The organism is Salinimonas iocasae (genome assembly GCF_006228385.1).
In the GTDB taxonomy this organism is placed as follows: Bacteria; Pseudomonadota; Gammaproteobacteria; order Enterobacterales; family Alteromonadaceae; genus Alteromonas; species Alteromonas iocasae.
The window spans coordinates 2,543,288-2,557,122 of sequence record NZ_CP039852.1; the positions used below are offsets into that span (position 1 = coordinate 2,543,288).

At 49.6% G+C, this 13,835-nt stretch carries 16 protein-coding genes; 7 read left to right on the forward strand and 9 right to left on the reverse strand.

Going from position 1 to position 13,835, the window contains the following annotated elements:
* Window positions 1–30 precede the first annotated feature (30 nt).
* From FBQ74_RS11315 to FBQ74_RS11325, 3 genes are all read left to right on the forward strand, one after another.
* Window positions 31–1,818 carry an ABCB family ABC transporter ATP-binding protein/permease gene (locus FBQ74_RS11315; protein WP_139756768.1) on the forward strand — a complete coding sequence of 596 codons (1,788 nt, stop codon included), beginning with the start codon at window positions 31–33 and terminating at the stop codon, window positions 1,816–1,818.
* On the forward strand, window positions 1,815–2,030 hold the full coding sequence (locus FBQ74_RS11320; RefSeq protein ID WP_139756769.1) for a DUF3820 family protein: 216 nt from the start codon (window positions 1,815–1,817) through the stop codon (window positions 2,028–2,030). The genes FBQ74_RS11315 and FBQ74_RS11320 overlap by 4 nt, the downstream gene beginning before the upstream one ends.
* Window positions 2,031–2,113: 83 nt before the next feature.
* Entirely contained in the window at window positions 2,114–2,458 is a 345-nt protein-coding gene (locus tag FBQ74_RS11325) for a hypothetical protein (protein ID WP_139756770.1), read from the forward strand.
* 12 nt (window positions 2,459–2,470) lie between these two features.
* On the opposite strand, the gene FBQ74_RS11330 is transcribed toward FBQ74_RS11325, so the two are convergent.
* From FBQ74_RS11330 to azu, 5 genes are all read right to left on the reverse strand, one after another.
* On the reverse strand, window positions 2,471–3,811 hold the full coding sequence (locus tag FBQ74_RS11330; protein ID WP_139756771.1) for a class II 3-deoxy-7-phosphoheptulonate synthase: 1,341 nt from the start codon (window positions 3,809–3,811) through the stop codon (window positions 2,471–2,473).
* 108 nt (window positions 3,812–3,919) lie between these two features.
* Entirely contained in the window at window positions 3,920–4,675 is a 756-nt protein-coding gene (locus tag FBQ74_RS11335; RefSeq protein ID WP_139756772.1) for an ATP-binding cassette domain-containing protein, read from the reverse strand.
* A complete protein-coding gene (locus tag FBQ74_RS11340) occupies window positions 4,672–5,637 on the reverse strand; it encodes a FecCD family ABC transporter permease (protein ID WP_139756773.1) in 966 nt (321 codons plus the stop codon). Before FBQ74_RS11340 ends, FBQ74_RS11335 begins: the two co-directional genes overlap by 4 nt.
* Window positions 5,637–6,104, reverse strand: a complete 468-nt coding sequence (locus FBQ74_RS11345) for a low molecular weight protein-tyrosine-phosphatase (RefSeq protein ID WP_139756774.1) — start codon at window positions 6,102–6,104, stop codon at window positions 5,637–5,639. The genes FBQ74_RS11340 and FBQ74_RS11345 overlap by 1 nt, the downstream gene beginning before the upstream one ends.
* A gap of 209 nt (window positions 6,105–6,313) precedes the next feature.
* Window positions 6,314–6,769: an azurin gene (gene azu / locus FBQ74_RS11350; protein ID WP_139756775.1), complete on the reverse strand. Its 456-nt coding sequence runs from the start codon at window positions 6,767–6,769 to the stop codon at window positions 6,314–6,316.
* Window positions 6,770–6,962: 193 nt separating this feature from the next.
* On the opposite strand from azu, the gene pepE reads away from it, so the two are divergent.
* Window positions 6,963–7,676: a dipeptidase PepE gene (pepE, locus tag FBQ74_RS11355; RefSeq protein ID WP_139756776.1), complete on the forward strand. Its 714-nt coding sequence runs from the start codon at window positions 6,963–6,965 to the stop codon at window positions 7,674–7,676.
* Here pepE and bioD read toward each other — a convergent pair.
* Genes bioD through bioB form a run of 4 tightly spaced genes read right to left on the reverse strand, consistent with a single transcriptional unit; the run spans window position 7,656 to window position 11,345 of the window.
* Window positions 7,656–8,324, reverse strand: a complete 669-nt coding sequence (gene bioD, locus FBQ74_RS11360; RefSeq protein ID WP_139756777.1) for a dethiobiotin synthase — start codon at window positions 8,322–8,324, stop codon at window positions 7,656–7,658. The genes pepE and bioD overlap by 21 nt on opposite strands.
* Before the next feature lie 2 nt (window positions 8,325–8,326).
* Window positions 8,327–9,100 carry a methyltransferase domain-containing protein gene (locus FBQ74_RS11365; protein WP_168190655.1) on the reverse strand — a complete coding sequence of 258 codons (774 nt, stop codon included), beginning with the start codon at window positions 9,098–9,100 and terminating at the stop codon, window positions 8,327–8,329.
* Window positions 9,097–10,260, reverse strand: coding sequence for an 8-amino-7-oxononanoate synthase (bioF, locus tag FBQ74_RS11370; RefSeq protein WP_139756779.1), 1,164 nt, complete (start codon window positions 10,258–10,260; stop codon window positions 9,097–9,099). Before bioF ends, FBQ74_RS11365 begins: the two co-directional genes overlap by 4 nt.
* Window positions 10,260–11,345 carry a biotin synthase BioB gene (gene bioB / locus FBQ74_RS11375; protein WP_139756780.1) on the reverse strand — a complete coding sequence of 362 codons (1,086 nt, stop codon included), beginning with the start codon at window positions 11,343–11,345 and terminating at the stop codon, window positions 10,260–10,262. The genes bioF and bioB overlap by 1 nt, the downstream gene beginning before the upstream one ends.
* 98 nt (window positions 11,346–11,443) lie before the next feature.
* On the opposite strand from bioB, the gene bioA reads away from it, so the two are divergent.
* The 3 genes from bioA to FBQ74_RS11390 all read left to right on the forward strand — a co-directional run bounded on the left by bioA (window position 11,444) and on the right by FBQ74_RS11390 (window position 13,821).
* Window positions 11,444–12,715, forward strand: a complete 1,272-nt coding sequence (bioA, locus tag FBQ74_RS11380) for an adenosylmethionine--8-amino-7-oxononanoate transaminase (RefSeq protein WP_408641321.1) — start codon at window positions 11,444–11,446, stop codon at window positions 12,713–12,715.
* Window positions 12,716–12,744: 29 nt separating this feature from the next.
* On the forward strand, window positions 12,745–13,269 hold the full coding sequence (locus FBQ74_RS11385) for a DUF2937 family protein (protein ID WP_139756782.1): 525 nt from the start codon (window positions 12,745–12,747) through the stop codon (window positions 13,267–13,269).
* Between the two features lie 270 nt (window positions 13,270–13,539).
* A complete protein-coding gene (locus tag FBQ74_RS11390; RefSeq protein WP_139756783.1) occupies window positions 13,540–13,821 on the forward strand; it encodes a hypothetical protein in 282 nt (93 codons plus the stop codon).
* Window positions 13,822–13,835: the final 14 nt, after the last annotated feature.

Consider the following 13,835-nt stretch of genomic DNA (forward strand, 5'->3'; position numbering starts at 1 on the left):
GCCGGTTCATTTTGCCGATAACGGATTGACATGCGACGTTCGCGATTCGATGTACCTGCCGATACACCAGTGCGCTGGCAGACGGTTAAACAGCTTGTTCCCTATCTGCTGGAGTTTCGCGCGCGAGTGGCGCTCGCCCTGGTTTGCCTTATCCTGGCCAAATTAGCCAGTATCGGACTTCCTTATGCACTGAAGTATACGGTCGACAGCCTCGATACCGATGACTTAAGCACAGTTGCTGTGGCTGTTCCCGTGGCACTAGTGGTTGCTTACGGTACTCTGCGTTTTCTCAACACGCTTCTGGGCGAAATACGCGACACCCTGTTTGGGCGTGTTACAGAGCGGGCGATGCGACGACTCGGCCTGAAAGTATTTCGCCATTTACACGACCTGGACGTTGGTTTTCATCTGAGCAGACAAACCGGCGGGCTGTCCCGGGATATCGAACGGGGCACCAGCGGTATCAGTTTTTTGCTTCGGTTTCTGGTCTTCAACATTCTGCCCACCTGCCTGGAAATCATCATTGTTGTAACCCTGTTATTGACTCAGTATGGCGCCTCATTCGCAGGTATTATCGTTATCGCGGTAGTGCTGTACGTTGGCTTTTCCGTGAAAGCGACCAATTGGCGAACCCGTTATGTGCATGAAATGAATCAGGCTGATTCACAGTCCAATACCCGCGCCATCGACAGTTTACTCAATTTCGAAACCGTAAAATATTTTAATAATGCCGGCTATGAAGCCAGGCAGTACGACACATCTCTGGCTGCCTGGGAGCGAAGTCGCCGACGCAACCGCTTATCGCTGTTTGCACTCAACGGCGGGCAGGCACTGGTTATTGCACTGGCTGTAACTGCCATGATGATCAACGCTACCCTGGGGGTACTCAATGGTGAGATGACCCTCGGTGACTTTGTATTAATCAACGCGTTTACCATGCAGCTTTTCATTCCGCTCAATTTTCTGGGTTTTGTCTATCGGGAAATTCGTGGTGCAATGGCAAATATCCATAACCTGTTCAACTTGCTTGAAATCAGTCCTGCGGTAACCGATAAGCAGGATGCCGGAGCGTTACGAATCTCGCGCGGCTATGTGACGTTTACCAACGTATGTTTTAGCTATGAGCCTGAACGTCCTATTTTAAAGGGCATCAGCTTTGACATTGCTCCCGGTCAGAAGGTCGCGGTAGTTGGCAGCAGTGGCGCCGGCAAATCGACACTGGCAAAGTTACTATTTCGGCTGTACGAACCTGACAGCGGTCAAATTAGTATAGACGGGCAGTCTATTTCATCGGTAACCCAGACCAGCCTGCGCGATACCCTGGGGATCGTACCTCAGGATACAGTGTTATTTAACGACTCACTGTTGGAAAATATCCGGTACGGAAAGCCCGGTGCCAGTGACGCTGAAGTGGACGATGTCATCCGTCTGGCTCACTTATCAGACTTTGTCAGTAGTTTGCCCGAGGGCACAATGACTCAGGTTGGTGAGCGTGGCCTGAAACTATCCGGCGGTGAAAAACAACGTGTTGCTATCGCCCGGGCATTATTAAAACAGCCTGCAGTAATGATTTTCGATGAAGCCACATCTTCGCTGGATAGTCAGAGTGAAAGTGCAATACTCCAGGCACTGAAAGAAGCATCCCGTGCCCATACCAGCCTGGTTATCGCCCACCGGCTATCCACAATTACTGATGCCGATAAAATACTGGTACTACATGACGGGTTAATTGTCGAACAGGGTACGCACAATGCGTTATTGCAGCGTCAGGGCCGTTATCACAGACTGTGGATGGCTCAGCAGGAGTCAACACCATGAATCCTGAGCTTATTCGTGATGCGATTAATCAGGTCATGCCCTTTGGCAAATACGCTGGCAGGCGTTTGTTTCATCTACCCGAGCCATATCTGGTCTGGTTTTATCAGCAAGGCTTCCCAGCCGGAAAGCTAGGCGAACAACTGGCATTGATGTATGAAATTAAGCTCAATGGCCTTGAGCGGGTTGTGGCGCCGCTACTGGACGCCGACTGACCGGCTCTGTCCCTGAATGCTTGCAATGCGCCGCATTACAACTGTACACTTATACATGTAAAGATAAGTAACTGGTGTGCATTATGTTTACCCGCCCCAAACGACAAAAACAGGTTATTATCGACAGGCAAATCCATCATCTTCATCAGGTGATGGCTGATAAATGCTTATCGCAGCCGGACTATTTTACTGCAATCCAGGTTAACCTGAATCAGCGGTATGAAGAGAAAATGATAAGTTATGGCAGCTATTTACTTTGGCAGGGTATTCTTGAGGCCCGGGATGACCCTGATATCTTCAGACGACTATTGCTGGCAAATGATTCGCGGACAAAAGCATTGCGGCGAAAAACAATTTTTACCGGCGTATTAACAGAGGCTGAGAGAGAGGAAGCGCTGACGACATATATCGCCAGCGAAATGGCATAATGTGCGCCGTGGTCAGCTACGTAGATGGTCAGCAACCAGGAATGCCATTTCAAGCACCTGGTCTGCATTCAGCCGCGGGTCACATTGTGTTTTATATGCCTGCGCCAAATCATCATCGCTAATCTGATATGCACCGCCAGTACACTCAGTAACATGCTGGCCAGTCATCTCCAAATGAATACCACCAGCATGGGTGCCCTCTGCGGCGTGCGCAGCAAAGAACTGACGGATTTCTCCCAGTATTGCATCAAAGTTACGGGTCTTATAGCCGTTGCTCGCTTTGATGGTATTACCGTGCATGGGATCTGAACTCCACACTACATTACGGCCTTCCTGTTTTACCCGGCGCAATAAACGTGGCAGATTTTTCTCAAGATTGCCCTCGCCCATTCGCGTAATAAACGTAAGCCGGCCAGGATCGTTCTCAGGATTGAGTTTATCCGTTAAACGAATCAACTCGTCCTCATCCATTCCAGGGCCCACTTTCACACCGATAGGGTTATGGATCCCTCTGAAAAACTCAACATGGGCGTGGTCCAGTTGTCGGGTACGCTCGCCAATCCATACCATATGTGCAGAACAGTCGTACGGCTTACCGGTTAAGGTATCAACCCGGGTAAGCGCCTGCTCATAATTCAGTAACAGAGCTTCGTGTGACGTAAACAGCGAGGTTTCGTGCAGTGCCGGCGTATTGGTCGCATTAATACCAATAGTATCCATAAATTGCAGTGTATCCTGGATACGGCGGGCAATATCCTGATAACGCTCTTTAAGGGGGTTATTCTCGACAAAGGCCATGTTCCAGCGATTCACCTCATGCAAATCGGCAAGTCCACCCTGGGCAAAGGCACGTAGCAAATTCAGGGTGGCAGCACTGCGATGATAGGCTTCCAGCAATCGTGCCGGATCAGGACGTCGCGCTGCTTCAGTGAATTCAAAGTTATTGATGATATCGCCACGGTAGCTGGGCAAGGTAATGCCGTTTATCGTTTCTTCATTAGAAGAGCGCGGCTTAGCGTACTGGCCAGCCATGCGCGCCACTTTAGTCACCGGGCAACGACCAGCAAAGGTTAAAACAATCGCCATTTGCAGGATGACTTTAAACGTGTCGCGGATTTTGGGCGCGTTAAACTCATCAAAAGATTCAGCACAGTCGCCGCCCTGCAGCAAAAACCCTTTCCCCATGCTCACCTCGCCAAGCTGACGACGCAACTCACGGGTTTCTGCGGCAAACACCAGCGGCGGATACTTACTTAACGTTTCTTCAACGCTGGCGACCTGGGCGCTATCTTCATATTCTGGTTGCTGCAGGATCGGTTTTGATCTCCAGCTATCGGGTTGCCAATTATCCACGCGGGCTCCTCAACTAATGCGTTATAAGTTCGATTCAGCCGGATCGGCATTCAACTGCTAGTCATAGTATAGCCGTTAGAAACAGACCGACCCGGTTGGGTCAGCTTATCACATAATCTTTGAGGCAGAAGGCCATTGCGGATGTATTTGTAAAGCATTTTGGTTATTTGATATGACGAATTTGATACCAAAGCATGCTTCCAGTTGCTCAACTGAGAATGTTTGTTGCACAGGGCCGCTACAAAGACATCGCCCCTGCTTCAAAAGCATTGTCGAATCTGCAAACCGGGCACTGATATTGATATCGTGACAGGTCATAATAACAGTATTGCCGGCCTGACAGAGCTTATGCAAAAACAACAGCAAAGATTGCTGATGGCGCACATCAAGCCCCTGTAAAGGTTCATCGAGACACAGCAATGCCTCGCCTTGTTCAATGGCATCCCAGACCTGGGCCATGCACCTGACCAGATTCACCCGCTGCTTTTCACCGCCGGACAACTGGCTGACCGGCCGCCCCAATAGTGCGGCAATGTCCAACGCCGCGATAAGCTCGTTATCAGGTGATTTTTGTCCAGCGTAAAATTGTATATAGCTGTAGGCAGGAATATCGAATACTACGGAATGATTTTGCTCATGATAGCCACGAAACCCGGCAAGCTGAGGCGCTGGTATAGATGTGACCGACTGCCCGTTTATTCTGCAGTCTCCCTTCTCGGGGTCTGAGAGACCGGCAATCACCTGTAATAATGTTGATTTGCCAGCACCATTTTCGCCCAGAATATGACAGCAGTTTCCTTTGGCAATATCCGCAGTGATATTAACAAGCCGCTTGTCAAAGCAAATGTTTGCCAGCGAAATCATGACATCCTCCACTGCCCTTTATATAGCGCAATTAACAACAAAGGACCGCCAATTGTCGCTGTTACCATTGAAACGGGAAGCGTCATCCAGCTGACCAGCTCACTGAACAGCGCCACTAACAATAACACCAGGGCACCACAGAGCGCACAGGCAGGTAGCAGACGGCGGTTATCAAAGCCAATGATCATGCGCAGAAAATGTGGCACCAGCAATCCCACAAATGCGATGGAGCCGGCTACTGATACCGCTGCGCCAACGCATAGTGCACACACTATCAAATTGTTACGAACCAATCGGCTGGGATTTGCGCCAGCTGCAGCCGCCAGTGCTGAGCCACCATAAAGCCAGTTCAGGGCGCCAGCCTGAGACAGTTGATAAAAAAGCCCAGCTGTAATCAATGGCCCAGCGACGGCCAGTATCCACCAGTCGGTCTGATAAAGACTGCCCATAAGCCAGAAAGTAAGATTTCTCAGTGCTTGGGCGTCAGCAAGGATGTACAGCCAGGCCATAATTGCCCCGGCTATCGTCGATATGGCGATCCCCGCTAAAATAACAGCGGTGGCCGATGCACGCAGTCTTCGGGCGACCATATAAATCAGCCCGGTGGACAATAAGGCGCCGACAAAACATGCCAGAGGGAGGAGATAAAAATAGTTAACAAAATCGAGGTGCAGAGTCAGCAGAACCAGTGCCGCCATCAGACTGGCACCACTTGAAATGCCTATAATGCCAGGGTCTGCCAGAGGATTATGTAATGTGACCTGCAGCGTAGCCGCACTGACGGATAACCCGGCCCCCACCAGAATTGCAGTAAAAACCAGAGGCAGCTGTAACTGAACGATAATGTGCCATACCATACCTGCTGACAGATCAGAGACAAACAGATCCTGTCCCAGTATTGCTGCGCTGGTTAGCAGGCACAATATAAACAGCGCAGTCAGAACGCCTCTGGAATGCTGCATCAGTGCTTTTTCTTTATGTCCTTTATTAACCCGTCGCTGGCCTCTTCGATCAGTTCAAGAACCAGTTCAAAGCCCTTCTTGCCACCATAGTAAGGATCAGGAACTTCGTCGTATTTGCTGTTTGCAAAGTCCAGAAAAAGGCTCACTTTGGCATGGTGCAGCGGCTCACTGACTTTTTTCAGGTTTTCAAAATTGCTTTTATCCATTGCCAGAATATAGTCAAATTTTTCAAAATCTGCGGCTTCAACCTTTCGGCAGGCAATACCTGAAAAATCGTAACCTTTTGCTACGCCAGCAGCCTGCGAGCGTTTATCCGGGGGATTACCGATGTGGTACCCGTGGGTGCCCGCAGAATCGATTTCAACGGATATGCCTGCCTCGCTGGCTTTCTTACGAAATACTGCCTCTGCAGTTGGTGAACGGCAGATATTGCCCAGGCATACAAAAAGTACCGAGGTTTTGTTCAAAGCATTATCCTTTTACTACATGTGGTTTACAGCGTCCCCCTGCTTGCGCGGGAACTGGCTTGATGTTGTCAGGGCGCTAGCTTGCCACAGATTCACATCATCATAAATATCGGGGGCGGTAAATATCGGTGTACCAGACAGCAAAAAGGGCAGAAAACGTATGCTGCCCTTTTATGTTATTGAATACTTCTGAGTTCTCAGAAAGTCACTTATTCAACCTTAAGTGTGCCTTTCATCAGACTGATATGCCCGGGGAACGAACAAAAGAATGTGTAATCGCCTGATTTTTTCAAATCACTTACCGAGAAGGTCACTGAGCTTTCTTCACCACCACCAATTAAGTCTGTAGCAGCGATAATGCGCTCATCGTCTGGTTTCAGATAGCCATTATCAATACCTGCCGCCATGCCGTCTGTAGCAGTAGCCTGTGCTTCGCTGGATTCTGTCAGTACCCAGTTATGACCCATAACAGATTTTTCCATTTTTCCGGTATGTACAAGCTTTACAGTGAATTCTTCACAAGATGACGGTACCGTCATTTCTTTTTTATTGTACTGCATGGCATCGTTACTTTCGATGGTCGCCTCACACTCTCCCGACTGCGCATGTACGGCGCCCGACGCCAGCAGAGCTGCTCCCGCTAAAAGACTCGCTATTTTTTTCATGGTATTTCCTCATATCACTGATGAAAAACGCGCAGCTTTTATCTACCGAAAACCACGCTGTTGTGAGATTTACGGTTGGGCGTACCGAATTGGGTCATTTGTTCCGGTTTTCTGTCAGGGCTTTAATCTTCAGAGCTATACCAGATCCCGGTCAAATACGGTAACCTTACTCTTTTTTAAAGGGAGCTATTGTATGTCTGCACACGTGCTGATGCTAAGCAGTTCGCGCGCCGGAAGTGAAGCTTATCTGGACCACGCTAAATCTTTCATGTTCGGTCACCTGGGTGACCAGCGTGACATTTTGTTTGTCCCTTTTGCCGGCGTTACCATGACGTGGGATGAATACACGCATAAAGTTTCAGAAGCCCTGCCGGAATTTTCCATTACCGGTTTACATACATTTGATGACCCGGCTGCAGCACTTAAAGAGGCAAAAGCCAATAAACAAGCCATTCTGGTCGGTGGGGGCAATACGTTTAATCTGCTGCATACGCTATATGAAAAAGACTTACTGGCGACGTTACAGGCAGTCATCGAGGAAGGTACGCCGTACATTGGCTGGAGCGCGGGCTCTAACATTTGTGGTCAGTCTATTCGAACTACCAATGATATGCCCATTGTAGAGCCAGCCTCCTTCGATGCACTGGGTATTATCCACTGCCAGTTGAACCCACATTACAGCAATTACGCGCCACCGGGTCACAATGGTGAAACACGGGACCAGCGACTGGCGGAGTTCACCACATTACACCCTCAGACACCGATTATCGCCATTCCCGAAGGCACAGCGCTTAGCCTGACTGATGGCCGCCTGACGCTGTTGGGTGATGTGGAAGGTTACGTTTTTCTGGGCGAAGAAAAAACCGTTATTCAGCCTACTGCCGACCTAAGTCAGTATATTGACTAAACGCGACCGGCTGAGCGCATCATCATGATAGGGTAGCTCAGCCAGAAGCGGCGCATTGATCGACTCTTTAAGCGTCTGCAGGTTCTGCTCATAATATGGCATTGGGGTGGGCGTAAGCTGATTAGCCACCCAGCCGTGAAGCGATAAGCCTGAGTGTGAGATGGCCTGAGCAGTCAACATTGCGTGATTAAGGCAGCCCAGCCGCATGCCTACAACCATAATCACCGGCAATTCCAGTGCGCTGACGATATCAGGCATCCATAAATTGTTTCCCAGAGGTAATTGCCAGCCCCCTGCCCCTTCCATAATAAGTACATCGGGACGGCTCGCCATCAGGTTGTGGTAACCGTCCACCAGCTGGTTTTTTGAAATTGTCACGCCCGCCTGCTCTGCCGCGATGTGCGGTGCAATGGGAGGCATGAGTGCTACCGGGTTCACCTGTTGTAAAGATACAGATGTATTGCTGGCCTGCCAGAGCGCGAGGGCATCCTCATTAACAGGCTGACCGTCAACCATCTCACAGCCAGCTGAAACAGGTTTGTATCCGGTGACGCGTAGCCCTTTTTCTGCGTAGGCCTCCAGCAATCGAGCGCTAAAATAGGTTTTACCGACTTCGGTATCAGTGCCCGTGACAAAAAAGGACTTCATTGTTAGTGTTTCTCCAGAATCAGGTGACTTACACGGTAAGTAAGCGGTAACTGCCCGGCGGGGGTTGTATATTGCTGATAGGCATTTTGCAGCATTTTCAGTTGTTGACGTGACAGTGACGAAACCGTTTCATTATCACAGCGAACGCCCGCTCCCACCGCTTTTATAGAGCGAAGCAGCGAAAGAACCTCTGAAAAGGTATCGGTGTATTCTACACTCTGCGCCTGCTGCACGGCGAACCCGGCTTCCCGTGCTGCAGCCAGCCACTGCTGATGTGTCGCCATGGCATTCGTTGCGGCTGCCAGGCCACAGGCGCGTCGGGCGGCATTAAGTTGCCCGAAGGAGCCGTCCGTCATAATACTTAATGTGGCGATTCCGCCTTTATCAAGTATGCGCGCAATTTCAATCATCACCTGACTGAGATTTTGACACCATTGTAGCGCCATGCTGGAAAAAACCACGTCGAACGCTTCACCACTAAAAGGTAAATGCTGTGCATCTGCCTCGTAAAAAGCCAAATGCGGATAGCGCATACGCGCGTATTCCACCATTCCCGGCGCAAGGTCGACCCCTTGAGCTGCAAACCCTTTTTCAGCCAGCAAAGCAGTATTGCTGCCCGTTGCGCAACCGATATCCAGTAGTCGCCCCGACTGAACGGGAATCTGGCTCATGGCCTGCGCGGCAATCTGTTGCTGAATAGTAGCCAGTTTGTCGTAACGGTGAGCCGCACGGCTGAATTGTCTGGCGACATTTTCTTTCAGTGCAGCCTGGATCATGAGATAGCCTCCCGGGCCAGCAGCAGCGCATCGCATAACGCGTCTATGTCTTTATGGGTGTGTACTGAGCTTAAGGTAACACGCAACCGGTCGGTGCCTTTGGGAACGGTAGGATAACGAATTGGCGGAACCCAAATACCCCGCTGTTTAAGCGCATCGCTCAATGCCATTGCCTGGTTTGGCCCGTCCATCAAAATCGGCTGAATAGCGGTCTGCGAATCTGTCACCCTGAAATCTGTATTTTGCATACGTGTTTTAAAATAACGGATATTGTCACTGAGCATTTTCTGGCGGCGACCATCTTGCAGTTGCTCCAGTGAATACAGGGTGGCTAGCGCCTGCGCAGGGGGCATCGCGGTAGAATAGATGTAATGTCTGGCTGTGTTGATCAGTAGTGCGATGAGCTCTCGAGAACCAGCAATAAATGCACCCGCAGTGCCCACAGCCTTGCCAAATGTACCCATCAACACGGGGACGTCCTTTTGCGACAAATCTACATATTCTGCACAGCCGAGCCCTTTTTCGCCCAGAACTCCGAAACCGTGAGCATCGTCCACCATAAGCCAGCTGCCATGCTCACTGGCAATATCTGCCAACGCTTTTAACGGCGCCTCATCACCATCCATACTGAATACACTTTCGGTAGCAATCAGACTGTTTGTTGAAGGGATTTTTGATAGTAATTCAGTCAGGTGCGCCGGATTGTTATGCGCAAACCGTCTGAACTGCGCCGGTGAGGACATCGCCCCATCAATGAATGAGGCATGCATCAGCTTATCTGCGGTGATATTGCCAGACTTGGCAAAAAGCGCCTGAAGCACGGCCTGATTAGCAGCAAAGCCAGAATTAAACAGTAAAGCGGCCTCGCGGTTGAGGTGCTCAGCCAGATACGACTCCAGAGCACTATGGGCCCTCGTATATCCGGTGACCAACGGCGATGCGCCACTACCTGCGCCAAATTGAGCAATGCCCTCTACCCAGGTTTGCTGAAGTCCTTCATCATGCCGCATTCCCAGATAGTCGTTACTGGCAAAATGCAGATAATGGCGTCCATCAATACTGATGATACCGTCCTTTTCGACATCTACCGTAACGCGCTGTCGGCGGTAGCCTTGCGCAGAAAGATCTGCCAGCTTTTCGTTAATCCAGTCGAAGGCCATTATACCCGGGCTGCCGAAGGCTTGGTCGCATCGTAAAACATATCCGCTGTGGTGCGATCCGTAATTTCTTCCTGCAGGGTTTGTGCATGTGCCTCATCAGAATAGTCACGGGTTCGCTCGGTATTTATCCCTAACTTACGAAACAGTTGTACGTCTTCATGGGTATCAGGGTTGGATGTTGTCAGTAGTTTACAGCCATAGAAAATAGAGTTTGCCCCTGCCATAAAACATAATGCCTGCATCTGCTCGTTCATATTTTCACGTCCTGCCGATAAACGGACATGGGACGCGGGCATCATTATTCGCGCAACGGCAATAGTGCGGATAAATTCAAACGGTTCAAGGTCATCAACATTGTCCAGCGGCGTGCCTTCTACTTTTACCAGCATATTGATAGGTACACTTTCTGGCTGCTGGGGCAGGTTGGCCAGGGCAATCAGCAGACCTGCGCGATCCTTGCCACTTTCACCCATCCCGACAATGCCGCCTGAGCACACGTTCATACCCGCCTGACGCACGTTATCCAGTGTATCCAGTCGATCCTGGTAAGTGCGGGTAGTAATGATATCGCCGTAATATTCCGGTGAGGTATCCAGGTTGTGATTGTAATAATCCAGACCTGCCTGTTTGAGCGCTGTAGCCTGTTCACGCGACAGCATGCCCAGCGTCATACAAGTTTCCAGGCCAAGTTTCTTCACCTCGGAGATAAGTTTGGTGACATACGGCATATCGCGCTCTTTCGGATTTCTCCAGGCAGCACCCATACAAAAGCGTGTTGAGCCGGCTGCTTTCGCTTCTTTTGCCCGCTCGATGACCTTTTCGACTTCCAGCAGTCTTTCTTTTTCCAATCCGGTATCATAGCGCGCACTTTGCGGGCAGTATTTACAATCCTCCGGGCAGGCACCGGTTTTAATCGATAACAATGTTGATACCTGGACTTCGTTGGGGTCAAAATGCGCCCGATGCACCGTTTGCGCCTTGAACAATAAGTCATTAAACGGCATAGCAAAAAGTGCTTCAACTTCAGCGGTCGTCCAGTCGTTGCGGATTTGTTGCGACGAGACAAATTGTGGTGCGGCGGTCATGACCTGTCCTTTACTAATGAAAATTGCTGGCTTAGTCTATGCGCAGCAACAGAGTTGTCAACTCTGACCAATTCACAACCTTTACTAACGGTTACATTTTGAACAATACAGAATTCGACAAACGTCACATCTGGCATCCCTACACGTCGGCAGTAAACCCGCTTCCCTGCTATGAAGTAGCGGGCGCTTCAGGTGCAAAGATACATCTGGCGAGCGGAGAAACATTAATTGACGGGATGTCGAGCTGGTGGGCAGCGATCCATGGTTACAATCACCCGGAACTCAATGCTGCTGCCCATGAGCAGGTAGATAAATTTTCGCACGTCATGTTCGGCGGGCTGACTCACGAACCTGCTGTTAATCTGTGTCGGCAACTATTGAATATGGCGCCTGCAGGCATGGAGCGTGTATTTCTGGCCGACTCCGGTTCAGTATCAGTTGAAGTAGCATTGAAAATGGCGCTGCAATACTGGGCATGTCAGGGAAGAGCCGATAAGCATAAAGTAATAACGTCGCGCAATGGTTATCACGGCGACACCTTTGCCGCGATGTCAGTATGCGATCCGGTCAATGGTATGCACAGCTTATTTTCGAATGTACTGACGCCGCAGCTTTTCGCGCCGGCGCCACAGACAAGATACGAACAAACATTCAGCGAAGATGATATTTTGCCGCTGGAGGAACTGTTTGAAGCCCATCATAATGAACTGGCTGCATTCATCATTGAGCCAATTGTTCAGGGCGCGGGCGGAATGCGTATTTATCATCCGGAATACCTGAGGCGGGCACGTCAGTTATGTGATCAGTACGATGTTTTACTCATCTGCGACGAAATTGCCACAGGTTTTGGCCGCACCGGCAACCTTTTCGGCTGTGAGCATGCCGGTATCAGCCCTGATATTATGTGTGTAGGCAAAGCGCTAACCGGTGGTTATATGACACTTGCCGCCACGTTGTGCACCGAGGATGTTGCGCTGGGCGTATGTCAGGGTCAGCCAGGCGTATTTATGCACGGACCAACCTACATGGGTAACCCGCTGGCTTGCGCGGTGGCTTCGGCAAGTCTGACACTTATTGGTCAGAATCACTGGCAAAAACAGGTTGCCGATATAGAAAGCCAGTTAAAACAAACCTTGCCCGCCTGCCTGTCCCTGGCCGCTGTCAAAGATGTCAGGGTTCTGGGCGCTATAGGCGTAGTCGAAACCCATCACCCCGTTGATGTGGCGCGCTTACAGCGACATTTTGTGAAAGCCGGCGTATGGATTCGTCCGTTCAATAAACTGGTTTATATTATGCCGCCGTATATTATAAGTGGTGATGAGCTAAACCAACTCACAGACGCTATCTATATGGCGCTAAGCAAAAACTGATTTTCATTCGCTGACAAACGAGGGCCTGCATGAGAATTCTTGTAAATGTGTTTGACAAGATTATTTTCGCTGCGATTTTTATTGTGGCGTTGCAGGTACCTATTTTGGCCGATCACTATCGACAATATCTTTCCGGATATCATGATGCTACCGCCCAAAGTGTGGCTGAATATGAGCAGCTTGCTGCACAGTATGGCTATGCTTCAGCCAGCGAAATGATTGAGGACTTGCAAAATAACAGTGAGGCAGTGGTACGTGAAGACGCCTCTAATAAAGCACAGAAAATCCAGCAACTGGCCGTCATAAAGCAGGGCATAGCAACACTGAGTGACGGAAATTACTTCACACAGGCGTGGTACATGTTTACACCACAGCGATACACGACGCTTAAGCGTGTAGCAGAAAATTTTTCACCCTCGGTACCGCTGTCTCCCACTGCCGTTATTTTCAGTCTGATCGTCGCTATCCTGGCTAACTTGCTTATATGGACCCCGGCTTTATGTGTGCGGGGCGTGAGAAAATTTCGCAAAAAGTCTATCCGATTTGCACATTGAGTCTTTCAAAATTGCAAACTGTTGAAGTACCAGAACGGGATATATACCTCATACTTTTTTTATAGCCGCTTAGTACCAGAGCGTTTATCACTTTTAATCAGCAACTTATGTCACTTTTGTGACAGTAAAGTTTCAACCGGTATTCATTTTGCAACTTTCACAGTGAGTCAGACCTTTACTGGGCGGCCCGTGAGCAAAAGCCATTTACGCTGAACTCATTGACCATTAAGTAAAAGGCCTATTGATAAACGCGACAAAACAGGTTGTATTATGAAAAATGACAACACGCTATTAATCGGTCAGGTGTTGCAATTAAGAGACAAGTTAGTTGCCAAACGCCACGCAATCCCCTCATCAATGCTGGGTGAATGGTCCAGACTGCAAAAACGCACCACTGATTTTGATATCAATCGTCCGTTCGATATGGCCATTAAAGGCACGCGTTTTACCAAGCCGAATGTTTATGGTGGAAGCAACGGCGAGCTCAGCGATTTGGTAAACTCGCTCAAAGAATTCAATAAACGCATGATGCGTAGCAAAACACATCATTAAGATAGTTGCGGCCC

What these genes read in the sequence shown, in the direction of transcription:
- FBQ74_RS11315 (WP_139756768.1), top strand. Translation starts at nt 31, where the DNA reads ATGCGACGTTCGCGATTCGATGTACCTGCCGATACACCAGTGCGCTGG.
- FBQ74_RS11320 (WP_139756769.1), top strand. Translation starts at nt 1,815, where the DNA reads ATGAATCCTGAGCTTATTCGTGATGCGATTAATCAGGTCATGCCCTTT.
- FBQ74_RS11325 (WP_139756770.1), top strand. Translation starts at nt 2,114, where the DNA reads ATGTTTACCCGCCCCAAACGACAAAAACAGGTTATTATCGACAGGCAA.
- FBQ74_RS11335 (WP_139756772.1), bottom strand. Translation starts at nt 4,675, where the DNA reads ATGATTTCGCTGGCAAACATTTGCTTTGACAAGCGGCTTGTTAATATC.
- FBQ74_RS11340 (WP_139756773.1), bottom strand. Translation starts at nt 5,637, where the DNA reads ATGCAGCATTCCAGAGGCGTTCTGACTGCGCTGTTTATATTGTGCCTG.
- azu (WP_139756775.1), bottom strand. Translation starts at nt 6,769, where the DNA reads ATGAAAAAAATAGCGAGTCTTTTAGCGGGAGCAGCTCTGCTGGCGTCG.
- pepE (WP_139756776.1), top strand. Translation starts at nt 6,963, where the DNA reads ATGTCTGCACACGTGCTGATGCTAAGCAGTTCGCGCGCCGGAAGTGAA.
- bioD (WP_139756777.1), bottom strand. Translation starts at nt 8,324, where the DNA reads ATGAAGTCCTTTTTTGTCACGGGCACTGATACCGAAGTCGGTAAAACC.
- FBQ74_RS11365 (WP_168190655.1), bottom strand. Translation starts at nt 9,100, where the DNA reads ATGATCCAGGCTGCACTGAAAGAAAATGTCGCCAGACAATTCAGCCGT.
- bioF (WP_139756779.1), bottom strand. Translation starts at nt 10,260, where the DNA reads ATGGCCTTCGACTGGATTAACGAAAAGCTGGCAGATCTTTCTGCGCAA.
- bioB (WP_139756780.1), bottom strand. Translation starts at nt 11,345, where the DNA reads ATGACCGCCGCACCACAATTTGTCTCGTCGCAACAAATCCGCAACGAC.
- FBQ74_RS11385 (WP_139756782.1), top strand. Translation starts at nt 12,745, where the DNA reads ATGAGAATTCTTGTAAATGTGTTTGACAAGATTATTTTCGCTGCGATT.
- FBQ74_RS11390 (WP_139756783.1), top strand. Translation starts at nt 13,540, where the DNA reads ATGAAAAATGACAACACGCTATTAATCGGTCAGGTGTTGCAATTAAGA.